We start from the raw sequence: 17,528 nt of genomic DNA, 5'->3' as shown, positions 1-17,528 counted from the left end.
GGGGCGGCGTAATGACCCTCGATGAGGTCACACCGCGGATCACGGCCTTCATCAGCGAGAGCTTTCTCGACGGTGACCCGAAAGGCGAACTCACCGAGTCCACCCCGCTGCTCGAGTGGGAGGTCCTCAACTCCATGAACAGCGCACTCCTGCTGAACTTCCTGCGGGAGGAACTGCGGGTCGACGTGCCGCTGTCGTCGATCAACGCGGCGAATTTCCGAGACATCGCCTCCATCAGCAAGCTCGTCGGCGGCCTGCTGGCCGTCCCCGCGGAAGGTGCCTGAGAACGATGAGTGTCGACTATGACGTCGTGATCGTCGGCGGTGGGCCGGCCGGTTCCAGCGCCGCCGCCTACCTGGCCAAGGCCGGTATGTCGGTGGCCGTGTTCGAGGGCGAGAACTTCCCCCGGCCGCATGTGGGCGAGTCGCTGGTCCCCGCCACCACCAGGGTGCTGCTGGAGACCGGCGTGATGGACAAGATCGAGGCGGCGGGCTTCCCGCGCAAGTACGGCGCGGCCTGGACGTCGTCCCAGTCGCGCAATGTCACCGCCGGCCAGGCGAGCACGCTCACGCATGAGCTCGGCGCGGCCGACATCCTCTTCAGTGAGCGCGACCAGCCGGGCGTCGACCGGGACTACACCTTCCACGTCGACCGCAGCAAGTTCGACCTCATCCTGCTCAAGCACGCCGAAAGCCTGGGCGCCAAGGTCTTCCAGGGGGTCCGGGCGCAGCGCGTGGACTTCGACGACCCGGACAAGGTCACCCTGACCTGCCGCATGGGTCCCAAAGAGGTGGACGTCACCGCGAAAATGATCATCGACGCCTCCGGCCGCCAGACCATGCTGGGCCGGCAGCTCGGGATCAAGGAGGCGGACCCCGTCTTCAACCAGTACGCCATCCACGCCTGGTTCGACGGCCTCGACCGGTCCGCGGTCGCCAACACCCCCGAGAAGGTCGACTACATCTACGTGCACTTCCTGCCGATCAGCGACACCTGGGTCTGGCAGATCCCCATCACCGACACCGTCACCAGCGTCGGGGTCGTGACGCAGAAGCACCGCTTCGCCGAGGCGAACATGGACCGCGACAAGTTCTTCTGGAGCTTCGTGGAGAGCCGGCCGGACCTGGCCGAGGCGCTGAGGAAGACGGAGCAGGTGACGCCCTTCAAGGTCGAGGGCGACTACAGCTACGCCATGCGGCAGATCTGCGGCGACCGGTACGTGCTGCTCGGTGACGCCGCGCGCTTCGTCGACCCGATCTTCTCCAGCGGGGTGAGCGTCGCGCTCAACAGCGCGCGGCTGGCCTGCCGTGACATCGTCGCCGCCGTCGAGGCCGACGACTTCTCGCGGGACAGGTTCACCACCTACGAGAAGACGATCCGCAACGGCGTCCGCAACTGGTACGAGTTCATCTCGGTCTACTACCGGCTGAACATCCTGTTCACCACGTTCGTGCAGGACCCGCGGTACCGGCTGGACATCATCCGGCTGCTCCAGGGCGACCTCTACGACGAGGAGGAGCCGGAGGTGCTGCGCGTCATGCGGGAGACGGTGACCGCCGTGGAGCAGGACCCGTCCCACCTGTGGCACTCGTACCTGGGCTCCCTGCGTGCCCCGGTCCTGGCCCCGGCCTTCTAGGGCGTGTTGCGCAGGTCCCGGCCCCCGCGGCCGTTTCCAGGGAACTCCGGGTCGTGACCGGCGGCGCCGCCCGGGCCGGTTCGGTCCGCGTCCGCGGGGAGTGCGAGTGTCCGGGTCACGACCCGGACACCCGGCGCCCGGACCGTGACGGAGCCGATCACTTCGTTATGGACCACAAGGTCGGCCAGCGACCACCCGGAGATGTCGCCGCACCCGTCGGGAAGCGAGACCACGGCGCCGTGCGCCGTCGTGACGATGCCGCGCAGGTTCGTGGCGAGCCCGGTGCCGAGGGCCTTCGCCACGGCCTCCTTACGGGTCCAGAAACGGAGCACCTGTGCGTCTCTGCGCGCTTTCGGCAGCTCGTCCACGGCCTTCAGCTCGGCTTCGGACAGTGCCGTCCGGGCCAGCGCGCCGCGGTCGGCCAGCGGCCGCAGCCGCTCGACGTCGACGCCGACCGGAGCGTCCCAGGACACGGCGGCCGCCACCACGGCCTCGGCATGACTGAGGCTCACGTGGAGGCCGCCGGGGTCGACGACCAACGGGCGCCCCCGGGCGTCGCGCTCCCAGACCTGCCGGTCCGGCGGACATGAGGTGTACGCCGCGACCAGTTGCCGACCGACCCGATGTGCGGTGGCCCGCGCCCGGCGATACCGCCGGGCGCGCTGGTCCAGGCTGAGCGGCTCGCCCCCGGGCGCCGCGCCCACCGCCACCCAGACGGCGACGTAGCCGGACCCCGCGAGGTGGGGCTCACTCATCTGTCGCCCTCTCCGGTATCCCACGGGGATCCCGATGCCGAAATTGCGGAAGATCATTGTAGAGCGAGGACTATCTTCAATGGCAGAACGACCGCTGACGAGCCCGTACGCTACGCCGATCGCCGTCGTCGGCATCGGCTGCCGGTTCCCCGGCGGCGCCCGCGATCTCGACTCCTTCGGTGCGGCGCTCAGCTCCGCGACCGCCGTCTTCGGGGACGTCCCCGCGACCCGCTGGGACCGCGGGTTCGCCGCCCCGGGCCCCTCAGGGCCGGGCACGGCGAGCCATGTCGGGGGGTTCCTGGAGGACATCGACCGGTTCGACGCCTCCTATTTCGGGGTCTCGCCACGCGAGGCGAGCGCGATGGACCCCCAGCAGAGGCTGCTGCTCGAGGTGGCCTGGGAGGCGATGAGCGACTCCGGGCGGCCCGCGCACGCCTGGCACGGCACCCGCACCGGGGCGTTCTTCGGGATGTTCGCGCACGACTACGCGACGCTGCACACCAAGACGCTCGGCATCAAGGGCATCGGGCCGCACTACGCCAGCGGAACCGAGTTCAGCTTCGCGGCGGGCCGGCTGGCCTACACCTTCGACCTGCACGGGCCCATGGCCTCGCTCACCGCCGCCTGCTCCTCCTCCTTGTTCGCCGTGCACCTGGCGAGCCAGAGTCTGCGGTCCGGCGAGAGCGACATCGCCCTGGCCGGCGGCGTCAGCCTGATGATCACGCCCGAGCTGAGCGTCTTCATGAGCAGGATCGGCGCGATCTCGCCGACCGGGCGGTGCCGCCCGTTCGCGGCCGACGCCGACGGCATCCTCCGCGGTGACGGATGCGGCGTCCTCGTACTGAAGCGCCTGCCCGACGCCCTCGCCGACCGGGACCGGATCTACGCGGTCCTGCGGGCCTCGGTGGCCAACCACGACGGTCGCAGCCTCGGCATCACGGCGCCCAACGGCGTCGCCCAGGCCGAACTGCTGCGCTCCGCCCTCGGCAACGCGGAGATCGGTCCGTCGGACCTGGACTACGTGGAGGCCCACGGCACGGGGACCCCGCTCGGCGACCAGGTCGAACTCATGGCGCTGGACGAGGTCTACGGGCGGCAGCGGGATCCGGACGGCCCGCCTCTTTACGTGGGCTCCAACAAGGCGGTGTACGGGCACACCGACGGCGCGGCCGGAGTCGCCGGCCTGCTGAAGGGCCTGTGGGTCATCAACGCGCGGGAGGTGCCCGCCCAGCCCGACCCCGGGCGGCTCACCTCGGCCGTCGCCTGGGACCGCGGCAGGCTGGCGGTGCCCCTCGACACGGTCAGCCTCGCCGGACGGGACCGGCCGGTCCGCGTCGGGGTGAGCTCGTCCGGGCTCAGCGGCACGAACGTCCATGTGATCGCGGAGGGCGTCGAGCCCGCCGCCGTCGAGCCCGCGGACACGCGCCCCGCCGGCCCCTACGTGCTGCTCGCCTCGGCCGCCCACCGGCCGGGCCTGGCCGATCAGATCTCCGCGATGGGGGAGCGGGTGAGCGCGGATGCCGACGGGCTCGGCGACCTGCTCGCCTCCGCCGCCACCCGGCGCACTCATGAACGGCACCGGTTCGCCGCCGTCGCGGCGGGACCGCAGGAGCTGGCGGCGGCCCTGGAGGAGATGGAGGAGGCGCCGGACGGCGCCTACTTCGGCGCCGTGGACCCCGAGGGCGCCCCCGAACCGGTGTTCGTGTACTCCGGTCAGGGCGCGCAGTGGCCGGGCATGGCGGTGGACCTGTACGACGCCTCGCCCGTGGTCCGGGAGACCCTCGACGAGTGCGACGCGCTGATCCGGCGGGATGTGCCGTGGTCGCTGATGGACGAGCTGCGACGGGGCGAGGACGCCCGGCTCGACCGCACCGACATCGCCCAGCCCGCCCTCCTCGCCGTACAGACGGCCCTGACCGGCTGGCTGGCCGAATGCGGCATCCGGCCCGAGACAGTGGTCGGACACAGCGTCGGGGAGATCGCCGCCGCGCACGCGGCGGGCGCGCTCACCCGTGCCGACGCCGTGCGGCTGGCCGTCCGGCGGGGACAGATCCTTCAGGAGACGGCGGGCCGGGGCGCCATGCTGGCGGTCCGCGCCGACCGGGACACGGTCCTCGCGATGCTGGCCGACACCGGTCTGCCGGTGGTGATCGCCGCGGTCAACGGACCCGAGACGGTCGTGCTCAGCGGCCCCGGCGACGCCGTCGACTCGGCCGCGGCGGCGATCGAGGGCCGCGGCCTGCGGTGCAAGCGACTGCCCGGCGGCTACGCGTTCCACAGCCCGGTGGTGGCCGAGTGCGGTCCGCGGCTGCGGGAGGAGCTGGCCTCTCTCACCGTCGACACGCCCTCGGTGCGGCTGATCTCCACCGTGCTGCCGGACGATCCGGACGTGCGCTTCGACGCGGGTTACTGGGAACGCAACCTCACCGACCCCGTACTCCTGTGGCCCGCCGTCGACCGGCTGCTCGCCGAGGGCGACCGGGCGTTCGTCGAGATCGGCCCGCACTTCACGCTGGCCCGGCCGCTCGCGGACGCCGTCCGTCGCCGTGGACGCCGGGGACCGGTGACGGGCACCATGCGCCGCGGCGAGTCCGGGCTGCTCGGGTTGCACAGGACGGTCGCCCGACTCCATGTCGCCGGCATCGACGTGGACTGGACGAAGATCACTGGCACGCCGGGCCGGTACCGGACGCTGCCGGTGCCCTCGTGGGGCGGCGACAAGTACTGGCTGCCGGGAGTCGAGCCCGGCGAGCAGGGCAGCGACCCGGCTGCCGTGCCGGCGCAGATCCACCTGAGCCTGCGCGACGGCGACGGCCGGGTGATCGGCGACATGGTCGCGCGCCCGACGGACGACGCCGCCCCGGGAGCCCGCGGCGCCGAGGCCCCGCCGGCTCCCCTGGCCGCACCCGTACCCGCACCCGTACCCGCACCCGCACTCGGGGCCGTGCCCGCACCCGCCAGGAAGCCGCGGGCGGACGGTGGCCCGCTGCGGCGGGTCGAGGAGCATGTGGCGGCGGTGCTCGGCCTCTCCGGCGACCAGCCGCCCGCGCGCCGGCGCGGCCTGTTCGACCAAGGACTCGACTCGCTCACCGCGGTCGAGCTGCGGGACCGCCTGGCCGCCGAGTTCGGCCTGGAGCTGCCCCCGACGATCGTCTTCGAGAAGCCGACGATCGAGGCACTCGCCGCGTTCCTGGCGGAAGCCGCCCCCGAAGCCGCCCCCCAAGCAGCGCCTGAAACCGACGGCCGGAACCGGGCGACCTCGCCGGTTGCCCGGTCCGGCGGGCCTGCGGACGAGGACGGGTCGGCGGACGACGCCGTCGCGGTGATCGGCATGGCGTGCCGGCTGCCCGGCGCGAGTTCGCCGGAGGAGTTCTGGGCGCTGCTGACCGAGGGCCGCCACGCGATCCGCGACATGCCGGCCGGCCGCCGGTCCGACCCGATCTGGGCCGAGGCCGGGTCCGGCGTCCCCCTCCGCGGCGGCTTCCTCGACGAGGTGGAGGGATTCGACGCGGAGTTCTTCCGCGTCTCGCCGCGCGAGGCGAAGTCCCTCGACCCGCAGCACCGGCTGCTCCTCGAGGTCGCCTGGGAGGCACTGGAGGACGCCGGGCAGCCCGCGCCCACCCTGGAGGGCCGGGCCGCGGGTGTCTACTTCGGCCTCAACACCGCCGACTACCAGCAGCTGCTCACCCGTGACATGGCCGACGTCAACCACTTCTACGGCACCGGCACCACGTTCGCCGCGGCCGTCGGACGTCTGTCGTACTTCCTCGGACTGAGCGGCCCCAGCATCGCCGTCGACACCGCGTGCTCCTCCTCCCTCACCGCGATCCACCTGGCCTGCCAGGGCCTGCGCGAGGGGGACTGCGAGATCGCCGTCGTGGGCGGGGCCAACGTGATCGTCGCGCCCACGGTGTCGGTCTCCATGGCCGGCGCCGGCGCCCTGGCCCCCGACGGCAGGTGCAAGACCTTCGACGACGCGGCCGACGGCTACGGCCGGGGCGAGGGAGCGGCGGCGCTCATCCTCAAGCCGCTCGGCGCGGCCAGACGGGACGGCGACCGCGTCTACGCGGTGATCCGCGGCAGCGCGGTCAACCAGGACGGGGCCAGCGGCGGCCTGACGGTGCCCAGCGCGTCCGCGCAGGTCGCCGTCATCCGGCGGGCCGTCGAGGCCGCGGGCTGGGCGCCGCGCGACGTCGACTACGTCGAGGCCCACGGCACCGGGACGCCCCTTGGCGACCCGATCGAGGTCCGCGCCCTCGCCGAGGCGCTGGGACAGGGGCGTGCGCCCGACGAGGCGCTGCTCATCGGCGCGGCCAAGGCCCGCATCGGCCATCTGGAGGCCGCGGCCGGCGTCACCGGGTTGCTCAAGGTGGTCCTCGCGCTCCACCACGGGGAGCTCCCGCCGCATCCGCTGAACCGTCCGTCGACGCAGATCGACTGGGACCGGCTCCCGGTCTCGGTGGTCACCGAGCGGCGGCAGTGGCCGCGCCGGGACCGCCCGCGCCGGGCGGGCGTGAGCTCGTTCGGGTTCAGCGGCAGCAACGCGCACGTGGTCGTCGAACAGTTGTCGGAGGTTGCGGAGCCGGCGGCGGCACCGCCCCGCGGGGCGCCCTACGTCCTGATGGTCACCGCGGCGGCGGAACCGGCGCTGAAGCAGGCCGCCGAACGCCTCGCCGCCCGGCTCCGTGAGACTCCGGCCGACGTGGACGACATCGTCTTCACCGCCGCCTACCGCCGTACCTGGCTGAGTCACCGGCTCGCCGTCACCGGCCACGACGCCGCCGGACTCGCGGCGGCGCTGGAGGAGGCGGCGCGAGGCAACGACACGCCGGCCGCCCGGACGGGGCAGGTGGCCGAGGGGGCCGAGCGCAGGGTCGGATTCCGGTACGCAGCGCAGCCGCCGTCCGCCGCCCTGCGCGACCGGCTGGCGGGGGTGCCGGAGTACGCCGCTGCCCTGCGCTCCTGCGCCGAGCGCCTCACCGCGCTGACCGGCGAGAGCGTCGACCCGTTCGCCGCCGCGCCGGCCGACCTGCCGGCGGCCCACCTGCTGTGCCATCACGTCGCGGCGACCAGACTGTGGGCCACCGTCGGGCTGGTGCCCGAGGCCGTGGTCGGCGAGGGCGCGGGCCGGTTGGGCGCCGCCTGGGCGGCGGGACGGCTGGCCCTGGACGACGCGCTGCGCCTGGCCGCCGGGCGGCCGGCCGGCGCGGAACTCCGCCCCGGCCGCATCCCCGACGTGCCGGCGGACGGCGAAAGCCCCGCCGTGTCGCCCGACGAACTCGTCCGGCCGGCCCGCCACGACGCGTCCGCCGACCGGCCGGAGGGCCTCGCCGACGCCATCTCGGCCGCGGGCGTGGACACGCTCCTCGACATCCTGCCGCCGGAGGACCTGCCCGATCGGCCGGCCGGCCGGCCGCGGGCGGAGACGGGCGCGGACGATCCACTGGACCGGATCGCGGCCGCGGCGGCCGACCTGTTCGTCACCGGCGCCGTCCCCGCTCCGGCCGAGGCGGCACGCCGGCCCGTCAGCCTGCCCGGCTATCCGTGGCAGCGTCAGCGCCACTGGTATCGCGAGGCCGCCGACGTCCGCGACGACCGGCCGGCGATTCCGTGGGTGATGTCCGCCGCCAGCACCACCGGTCTGCGGGCACGCGCCGCCGCGGTACGGGACTTCACGGCACGCAGCCAGGACCTCAGCCCCCTCGGCGTGGGCTCCTCCCTGGCCGCGCTGCCGCACTCCGCCGCACACCGCGCCGTCCTGCTGGCCGGCGACGCCAGGAGCTTCGGCGACGCGTTGAGTGCGCTGACGCAGGGCCGGACCGCGGCGAACCTGATCCGGGGCACGGCCGCGGCCGAGCCGAAAACCGCACTGGTGTTCCCGGGACAGGGCGCCCAGTGGCAGGGGATGGCCGCGGAGCTCATGGCGGCCGAACCGGCCTTCGCCGAGCGGATGCGCGCCTGCGGTCAGGCGCTGGCCGAGTACACCGACTGGTCGCTCGGCGCGGTGATCGCGGGTGAGCCCGGCGCCGCGTCGCTCGACCGGGTCGACGTCGTTCAGCCCACGCTCTTCGCCGTGATGGTCTCGCTCGCCGAACTCTGGCGCTCCTACGGCGTCGTGCCCGCGGCCGTGGTCGGCCACTCGCAGGGCGAGATCGCCGCCGCCTGCGTGGTCGGCGCGCTGTCGCTGAGCGACGCGGCCCGGGTCGTGGCGCTGCGCAGCGCGGAACTGTCGCGACTGTCCGGCCGGGGCGGCATGGCCTCGGTCGCGCTGGGCGCGGAGGCGGTCACCGGCATGCTTCGCCGCTTCGCCGACCGGCTGTCCATCGCCGCGATCAACGGTCCGAGCAGCGTCGTGGTGGCGGGTGACGTCGCCGCCCTGGAGGAACTGGCGGCCGTCTGCGAGCGCGACGGCGTCCGGTTCCGGCGCGTCGACGTCGACTACGCCTCGCACTCGCCGCACGTGGAGCAGATCCGTGAGCGGCTCGGGCACGTCCTCGCGGGCATCAGGCCCCGCCAGGGGAACGCGCCGTTCTACTCCTCGGCCACCGGCGGCCTGCTCGACACCGCCGAACTCGGTCCGGAGTACTGGTACTACAGCCTCCGCCGCCGCGTGCGGTTCGAGGAGTCGGTCCGCGCGCTGCTCGCGGACGGCCACACCCTGTTCATCGAGTCCAGCCCGCACCCGGTGCTCACCCCGGCGATCGAGGAGACGGTCGAGCAGACGGGGAGCGACGCGAGGGCACTGGGCACGCTGCGCAAGAACGACGGCGGCACCGGACGCTTCCTGGCCTCCCTCGCGGAGGCGTACACGCAGGGCGCCGACGTGGACTGGCAGCCGGTCTTCGCCGGGCGCGACGCGGAGCCGGCCGCGATCCCCGACGTCGCCGCCCACGAACTCGACGCCTGGCGCTACCGCGTCGACTGGCGGCCCGCCGCCGACCCCGCAGAACCGCCGCTGAGCGGAACCTGGCTTGTCCTGGCTCCCGGCACCGGCCCGGGACAGGACCGCGCGGCGGACGTGTGCCGGGTGCTCGCCGCCCGGGGCGCGGACCCGCGGCAGCTCACCCTGGACCCGGCGCGCGACGGCCGGGATCACCTCGCCGACCTGCTCCGCGGCGCGTCGGCCGCGGACGCGGCGGGTGTGCTGTCCCTGCTGGCGATGGACGAGCGCCCGCACCAGGAGTTCCCGGACGTCCCGGCGGGTTCGGCCGCCACCCTGGCCCTGGTGCAGGCGCTGGGCGACGTGGGGGCCGACATCCCGATGTGGCTCGTGACCGCCGGTGCGGTCCGCGTGGACGGCGGCGATCTTCCCTCACCGGCGCAGGCCCAGGTCTGGGGCCTGGGGCGGGTGGCAGGCCTGGAGGTTCCGCAACGCTGGGGCGGCCTGATCGACCTGCCCGGCTCACCGGGCGACGACGCGCTTCAACAACTGTGTGCCGTGCTCGGCGGCGGCCTGGGCGCGGAGGACCAGGTCGCCGTACGCGACAGCGGTGTGCACGTGCGGCGACTGGTGCGTGATCCGGTGGCCGACCGGCCCGTGACACGCACCTGGGAGCCGGGCGGCAGCGTCCTGATCACCGGCGGCACCGGCCGGCTCGGGCGGCGGCTGGCCCGGTGGCTGGCGGCCTCCGGCGCGGAGCACATCATCCTCGTCGGCCGGCGGGGCCAAGACGCACCGGGCGCGGCCGAGTTCGAGACCGAACTCGTACGGTCCGGCACGTCGGTGACGATGGCGGCCTGCGACGTGGCCGACCGGGCCGCGATGGGGGATCTGCTGCGCGCGGCCCGATCCGCGGGACGGCCGGTCCGTACGGTCTTTCACGCGGCGGTCGTTCCCGAGCCCGGCCCGCTGTCCGGGACGACGTTGGCGCAGCTCGCCGGCACACTGCGCGCCAAGGTGACAGGCGCGCACGTCCTGGACGAACTGCTGAGCGAGGAGGCCGTGGACGCCTTCGTCCTGTTCTCTTCCGTCGCGGGCGTCTGGGGAGCGGCCGAGAACGGCGTTTTCGCGGCCGCCGACGCACATGTGGACGCCCTGGCCGTCCAGCGCCGCGCCAAAGGCCGGGCGGGCACCGCGATCGCCTGGAGCTTCTGGAACGCGTTCGGAGACGACGCCGACGACGCGGCGGTGCGCGACATGTTCACCAGTCAGTCGGAACGGCAGGGCCTGCCGCTCCTGGATCCCGGGCAGGCGCTGCGGGCCCTGCGGCACGTGCTCGACAGGGACGAGACCTCCGTGGCCGTCGCCGACGTGGAGTGGGAGCGGTTCGCCCCGCTGTACACGGCGGCCCGCTCCCGGCCGCTCCTCGACGAACTGTCGGACGTACAGGGCGTCGCGGGTGGGACGCCGGGGCAGGGCGACCAGGAGGCGGGGGAGAGCGCCCTCGCCCAACTGCTGGCGCGGACGCCGGAGTCCGAGCGCGAGTGGGCGGTGCTGGACCTGGTCAGGACCGAGGCCGCAGCCGTGCTGGGCTACGGCCGGGCCGGCGACCTGGACCCCGACCGGCCCTTCACCGAGATGGGGTCCGACTCCGTCACGGCGGTCGAGTTCCGCACCCGCCTGAACACGGCCACCGGGCTGCGCCTGCCGGCGTCCCTCGCGTTCGACTACCCCACCGCCACGGCTGTCGCCGGCTGCCTGCTCGAGCTCGCCTCCGGCGAACCGGCCGCGCCGGCGGTGGAGTCCGCACCGGCCGTGCCGTCCGGGAACCCGTCGGCCGTCGACGAGCCGATCGCGATCGTGGGGATGTCGTGCCGCCTGCCGGGGGGTGTGACGTCGCCGGAGGAGTTCTGGCGGCTGCTGTCCGAGGGCCGGGACGGCGTGTCCGCCTTCCCCGCGGACCGGGGCTGGGATCTGGCCGGGCTGTTCGATCCGGACCCCGATCACCTGGGGACGTCGTATGTCCGCGAGAGCGGGTTCCTGGACCGGGTGGGGGAGTTCGACGCGGAGTTCTTCGGGATCTCCCCGCGCGAGGCGCTGACCATGGACCCGAGGCAGCGGCTGCTGCTGGAGACCTCCTGGGAGCTGTTCGAGAACGCCGGAGTGGATCCGCTCGGCCTCAAGGGCAGCCCGACCGGGGTGTTCGTCGGCGCCGGTCCGACGGACTACGCGACCGGGGCGCCGCTGGCGCCGCGCAGCGCCGAGGGATATGCGGTGACCGGAAGCACACCGGCCGTGATATCGGGTCGTGTGTCGTACTTCTTCGGGCTGGAGGGCCCGGCGGTGACGATCGACACGGCGTGTTCGTCGGCCCTGGTGGCGCTGCACATGGCGTGTCAGGCCCTGCGGGCCGGTGAGTGCTCGATGGCGGTGGCCGGCGGCGTCTCGGTGATATCGAGTCCGAAGGTGTTCGTCGAGTTCAGCCGGCAGCGCGCGCTGTCGGCGGACGGACGGTGCAAGGCGTTCGCCGAGGCCGCGGACGGCACCGGGTTCGCCGAGGGCGTCGGCCTGCTGCTGGTCGAACCGCTTTCGCAGGCCTGGCGCCGGGGGCACGAGGTGCTCGCGGTCATCCGGGGCTCGGCGGTCAACCAGGACGGCGCGTCGAACGGACTGACGGCGCCGAACGGCCCGTCCCAGCAACGGGTGATCCGTCAGGCGGTGGCGAACGCCGGCGTGTCGCTGCGGGACGTGGACGTGGTGGAGGCGCACGGCACGGGCACGATGCTGGGGGACCCGATCGAGGCACAGGCCCTGTTGGCCACGTACGGGCAGGAACGGCCCGAGGGCAGGCCGGTTCTGCTGGGGTCGGTGAAGTCGAACATCGGTCATACGCAGGCGGCGGCCGGTGCGGTCGGCGTGATGAAGATGGTGCTGGCGATGCGCCATGGGACGGTGCCGGCGACGCTGCATGTCGACGAGCCGAGCCGGAAGGTGGACTGGTCGGCCGGTGAGGTCGAGCTCGCGGTCAAGGCGCTGCCGTGGCCCGACGCGGAACATCCACGGCGCGCGGGGGTCTCCGCGTTCGGCGTCAGCGGCACCAACGTCCACCTGATCGTCGAAGAGCCACCGACTGGGCCGCAGGAGCCGCAGGAGCCGCAGGAGCAGCCGGAGCAGCCGGAGCAGGAGGGTGACGCCGGTCCGGATGCGGCGAACTCGCCGCTTCCCTGGCCCGTCTCGGCGGCGTCCCCCGCTTCGCTGCGGCAACAGGCCGGCAGGCTGCACCGGCTGCTCGCGGACGAGCCGGACGTGCGACCGCGCGACATCGGCTGGAGCCTGGCCGCCACCCGGTCGGCGCTGCCGCACCGCGCGGTGGTGCTGGGCGCGGGCCGCGACGACTACCCGCGCCCGCTCACCCGGCTCGCCGACGACGAGCCGGACCCCGCGCTGGTGTGCGGCACCGCACGGCGCAAGCCACGCGTCGTGTTCGTCTTCCCGGGACAGGGCAGCCAGTGGGCCGGGATGGCCGCGGAACTGCTCGACACCTCCGCGGAGTTCGCCGGCTACGTCCGCGAATGCGAGCAGGCGCTGGCTCCGTACACCACCTGGTCGTTGACCGACGTGCTCCGCCGGTCGGACGGGGCGCCCGGCCTGGAACGGGTCGACGTGGTGCAGCCGGCCCTGTTCGCGGTGATGGTCTCGCTGGCCCGCCTGTGGCAGCACCACGGCGTGCACCCCGCGGCCGTCGTCGGGCACTCCCAGGGCGAGATCGCCGCCGCGTACGTGGCCGGCGCGCTGTCGCTGGAGGACGCCGCCAAGGTGGTGGCCGTACGGGCCGCGGCACTGGCCCGGCTGACCGGCTCCGCGGGGATGGCCTCGTTGCACGCCGATGAGGAGCAGGCGGCGACCCTCCTCGCCCCTTGGCAGGGGCGGGTGTCGATCGCGACCGTCAACAGCCCCTCGCAGGTCGTCGTGGCCGGTGACACCGACGCGCTGGACGAGCTGAGCGCCGAGTGCGAACGGCGCGGGATCCGGATCCGGCGGATCGAGGTCAGCTACGCCTCGCACTCGCCGCAGGTCGAGCCGATGCGCGACGGTCTCCTCGCCGAGCTGGACGCCATCGCGCCCCGGCGCGCCCGCATCCCGTTCTACTCCGCGGTGACCGCGGAGCCGATCGACACCACCGGGCTGGACGCGGAGTACTGGTACCGGAACCTGCGGGAACCGGTGCTGTTCGCGCGTACCACCAAGAAGCTGCTCGACAACGGCTTCACCCTGTTCGTCGAGGCGAGCCCGCACCCCGTGCTGGCCGCCGCGGTGCTGGACACCGCCACGTCGGCGGACGTCGCCGCCGAGCCGGTGACGGTGGGCTCGCTGCGCCGCGACGAAGGCGGCATGGCCCGCTTCACCACCTCGCTCGCCCAGGCGTGGGTGAACGGCGCGGACCTGGACTGGGCCAAGCTGATCCCCGGCGGCAGACGGGTCCCCCTGCCCACCTACGCCTTCGACCAGCGGCGGTTCTGGATGGACGACGAGAGCGCCGCCGCGGACCCGGCCACCCTCGGCGTGACGGCACCGGACCACCCGCTGCTCGGCGCCGCCGTGGAACTGGCCGACAGCGGCGGCCTGGTGCTCACCGGGCGGCTGTCGGCCCGCACCCTGCCGTGGCTGGCCGATCACTCCGTCGACGGCGTGTGTCTGCTGCCGGGGACGGGGTTCGCCGAGCTGGCTCTGCGCGCCGGAGCCGAGGCAGGCTGCCCGTGTGTCGAGGAACTGACCCTGGAAGCGCCGCTGCTGCTGCACGGCGACGATCCGGTGAGCCTCCAGCTGATCGTGGGGCCGCCCGACGATTCGGGGCATCGGCCGCTGGCCGTCTACTCACGGCCGGACGGTGAGAACAGCCAGGGCGGCGACTGGACGCGGCACGCGTCGGCGGCCCTGGCGGCAGCCGGCCGCACGCCTTCGGCCACGCCGGCCGAGTGGCCGCCGCCCGGTGCCGAACCCGTGCCGATGGACCCCGACTCCTTCTACGCGGCGGGAGCGGAGGCCGGCTACACCTACGGGCCGTCGTTCCAGGGTCTGGCCCGGGCGTGGCGGAGCGGCGACGAGATCTACGCCGAGATATCGCCGCCCGCCCGGGTGAGAGAGGAGGCGGGTCGGTACGGCATCCACCCCGCGCTGCTCGACGCGGCGCTGCACGCGATGGTCCTGGCCCCGTCCGCCGCGCAGGGCGACGGCCCCGACAGGACGGTGCGGCTGCCGTTCAGCCTGTCCGGCGTGTCACTGTTCGCGCCCGGTTCACGAGCCCTGCGGGTGCGCATCGCGCCGGCCGGCCCGGACGCGGTGGCGTTGACCGCGGCGGACGAGACCGGCGACCCGGTGCTGGTGATCGAACGCCTGGTCACCCGGCCGGTCCCGGTCGAGCAGCTCTCCGTGGCCGCGAGCCCCGCCAACCGGTCCCTGTTCCACCTGGGCTGGGTTCCGCTGGCGCCGCAGGACCGTCGCGTCGACGGCGACTGGGCCGTACTGGGCGAGGACGCCTTCGGCCTCGCCGACGCGCTGACGGCGTCGGGAACCCCCGTGCACACCTACCCCGATGTGGCCACCCTGCTCAGCGCCCTGGCCGACGGTGCGCCGACCCCCCGCACAGCGGTCCTCCCCTGTACGACGACGGCGGGCGCCGGGCTGCCCGGTTCCGCTCTCGACCTGACCGACAGGGCGCTGCACGACGTCCAGGCCTGGCTGGCCGACGACCGGACGCTCGACACCCGGCTGATCGTGGTCACCCGCCGCGCGCTCGCGGTCGGGGACCCCGGCGACGTGCACGACCTCGCCGCGGCCCCGGTGTGGGGGCTGCTTCGCTCGGCGCAGGCCGAGAACCCGGGCCGCATCGTCCTCGCCGACCTGGACGAGAACGACGGCACGGCCGCGCTCGCGCTGGCCGGCGACGAGCCGCAGATCGCGATCCGGCGGGGCGCGCTGCTGATCCCCAGGCTGGCCGCGGCGGCCCTGCCGCCGGGCAGGCTGACGCCGCCGCTCGGCGGCCGGTGGCGGCTCGAACCGGACCCGGCCGGTGTCCTGGACGCCATGTCCGTGGTGGCGTGCCCGGCGACCGGAGAGTCCCTGGCAGCGGGCCAGGTGCGGGTGCGGGTCCGTGCCGCCGGCATCAGCTTCCACGATCTCCTCGTCGCCCTGGGGCTGCCGCCGGACGACGGCCTGTTCATCGGCGGCGAGGGAGCCGGGGTGATCCAGGCGACCGGTCCCGGCGTGACCGGGCTGAAGCCCGGGGACAGGGTCATGGGGCTGATGCCACAGGCGTTCGGCACCGAAGCGGTCACCGACCACCGCTGGCTGGTCCCGATCCCGCAGGACTGGTCGTTCGAGCAGGCGGCCTCGGTCCCCTCCGCCTTCCTGACCGCCCACTTCGCGCTGCACGAAGCGGCCGGCCTGCGCGCCGGGCAACGAGTCCTCGTCCACGCGGCGGCCGGCGGAGTCGGCACGGCCGCGGTCCGGCTCGCCCGCCACCTGGGCGCCGAGGTGTTCGCCACGGCCGCCCCGGCCAAGCACGACGCGCTACGGCGGATGGGCCTGGACGACGCTCACATCTCCTCGTCACGGGACTCCGCGTTCGCCGACCGGGTGCTCGCCGCCACCGGCGGCGCGGGAGTCGACGTCGTCGTCAACTCGCTGGCCGGCGAACTCATCGACGCGTCGCTGCGCCTGCTGCCCAAGGGCGGTCACTTCATCGAGCTGGGCAAGACCGATCGCCGGGATCCGGAAGAGGTTGCCGCCGCCTGTCCCGGCGTGGTGTACCGGCCGGTGGACCTGGTGCCGGACACGAGCCCGGAGTCGATCCGGACCATGCTGACCGAGGTCGTCGGGCTGCTGCGGGACGGCGCCGTGGAGCCGCTGCCCGTCCGCACCTGGGACGTTCGTGACGCACCCGAGGCATTCCGGCACATGGCCCAGGCCAAGCACATCGGCAAACTCGTCCTGACGATTCCGCCCGTTCCCGATCCGGAAGGCACGGTACTGATCACCGGCGGCACCGGGACACTGGGCGCCTTGGTGGCGAAGCACCTGGCCGGCCCCTGGGGGATGCGCCACATCCTGCTGGCGAGCCGCCAGGGCGCCACCGCGCCGGGCGCCGGGGAACTGCGGGCGGAACTCGCCGGGCTGGGCGCCGACGTGCGGATCGCCGCCTGCGACATCGCCGACCGCGAGGCTCTGGCCGGCCTGCTGGACCAGATCGCGGCCGACCACCCGCTCACCGCGGTGGTCCACACGGCGGGGGTGCTGGACGACACGGTGTTCACCTCCCTCACCGGCGAACGCCTGGCGCCCGTGCTGCGTCCCAAGGTCGATGCCGCCGTGCACCTCGACCAGCTCACCGCCGACCTCGACCTCGGCATGTTCGCCCTGTACTCCTCCGCGGCCGGCCTGCTCGGCAACCCCGGGCAGGCCAACTACGGCGCGGCCAACGTGTTCCTCGACACGCTCGCCGCGGTCAGGCGCTCGCGCGGGCAGGCCGCCACGTCGATCGCCTGGGGCCTGTGGGCGCCCGACAGCGCACTGACAGGGCAGATGAACGCCGTGGACCGCGATCGGCTCTCCCGGGGCGGGGCGCAGGCCATGTCCGCCGCGGAAGGCCTCGCCCTGTTCGATCAAGGGGTCAGGTCCGGGGAGCCGCTGGTCGTGGCGGCGCACATCGACCGCGCGGCGCTGCGCGCCCAGGACAGCCAGGGAACGCTCCCTCCCGTCATGCGCGCTCTGGCGCCGCGCCGCGGCCGGCCCGAGCACACCGCGGGCGACAGCGGCACCTCCGAAGGACTGGCCGACCGGCTCGCCGGGATGTCCCCGGCCGAGCGGCGCCAGGCGCTGGTGAGCCTCGTCAGGAAACAGGCCGCCGCGGTGCTGGGCCATGGCTCGGCGAGTTCGCTGGACGTCGACCGCGGGTTCCTGGAGATGGGATTCGACTCCCTGACCGCCGTCGAACTGCGCAACCGGCTGGCCACGGCCACCGGTCTGCGGCTGCCCGCGACCGTCATCTTCGACTGTCCGACGCCCTTGGACCTCGCACGCGGAATCGAGGAGCGGTTCAGTCCGGTGAGTGACGTCCCGAGCGCGGCGGACGGCGGCGACGACGGCCACCGACAGCGCGTCGACGAGGAGACCAGCGCCGTCGACGACATGGACGTGGACGAACTGATCCGCGCGGTGCACGGCGGCGAAGGCCACGAGCAGAACTCCGGAGAGTGAG

The 17,528-nt window shown here is 74.0% G+C and carries 4 protein-coding genes; 3 read left to right on the top strand and 1 reads right to left on the bottom strand.

Translation table 11 applies throughout. The features are described 5' to 3' along the window. The first annotated feature begins 11 nt into the window (after window positions 1–11). Complete coding sequence (locus ACZ5SK_RS18275; protein ID WP_079658733.1) at window positions 12–284, top strand: hypothetical protein; 273 nt, start codon at window positions 12–14, stop codon at window positions 282–284. A 5-nt stretch (window positions 285–289) separates the two neighbouring features. Continuing rightward, window positions 290–1,636 (top strand): NAD(P)/FAD-dependent oxidoreductase, encoded by a 1,347-nt coding sequence (locus tag ACZ5SK_RS18270; RefSeq protein ID WP_099935660.1) that lies wholly within the window; start codon window positions 290–292, stop codon window positions 1,634–1,636. Here the strand turns inward: ACZ5SK_RS18270 and ACZ5SK_RS18265 are convergent. Then, window positions 1,633–2,391, bottom strand: a complete 759-nt coding sequence (locus ACZ5SK_RS18265) for a 4'-phosphopantetheinyl transferase family protein (RefSeq protein ID WP_468156581.1) — start codon at window positions 2,389–2,391, stop codon at window positions 1,633–1,635. The two genes, ACZ5SK_RS18270 and ACZ5SK_RS18265, sit on opposite strands and share 4 nt — an antisense overlap. Window positions 2,392–2,470: 79 nt before the next feature. Here ACZ5SK_RS18265 and ACZ5SK_RS18260 point away from each other — a divergent pair, with 79 nt between their 5' ends. After that, window positions 2,471–17,527 (top strand): SDR family NAD(P)-dependent oxidoreductase, encoded by a 15,057-nt coding sequence (locus ACZ5SK_RS18260; protein WP_468576283.1) that lies wholly within the window; start codon window positions 2,471–2,473, stop codon window positions 17,525–17,527. Window position 17,528: the final 1 nt, after the last annotated feature.

The sequence above is a fragment of the Streptomyces sp. NPDC031474 genome (assembly GCF_055581185.1).
Note: the sequence above shows the minus strand (reverse complement) of the source record. Positions and strands in the feature narration are given on the sequence as shown.

What these genes read in the sequence shown, in the direction of transcription:
- ACZ5SK_RS18275 (WP_079658733.1), top strand. Translation starts at nt 12, where the DNA reads ATGACCCTCGATGAGGTCACACCGCGGATCACGGCCTTCATCAGCGAG.
- ACZ5SK_RS18260 (WP_468576283.1), top strand. Translation starts at nt 2,471, where the DNA reads ATGGCAGAACGACCGCTGACGAGCCCGTACGCTACGCCGATCGCCGTC.
- ACZ5SK_RS18270 (WP_099935660.1), top strand. Translation starts at nt 290, where the DNA reads ATGAGTGTCGACTATGACGTCGTGATCGTCGGCGGTGGGCCGGCCGGT.
- ACZ5SK_RS18265 (WP_468156581.1), bottom strand. Translation starts at nt 2,391, where the DNA reads ATGAGTGAGCCCCACCTCGCGGGGTCCGGCTACGTCGCCGTCTGGGTG.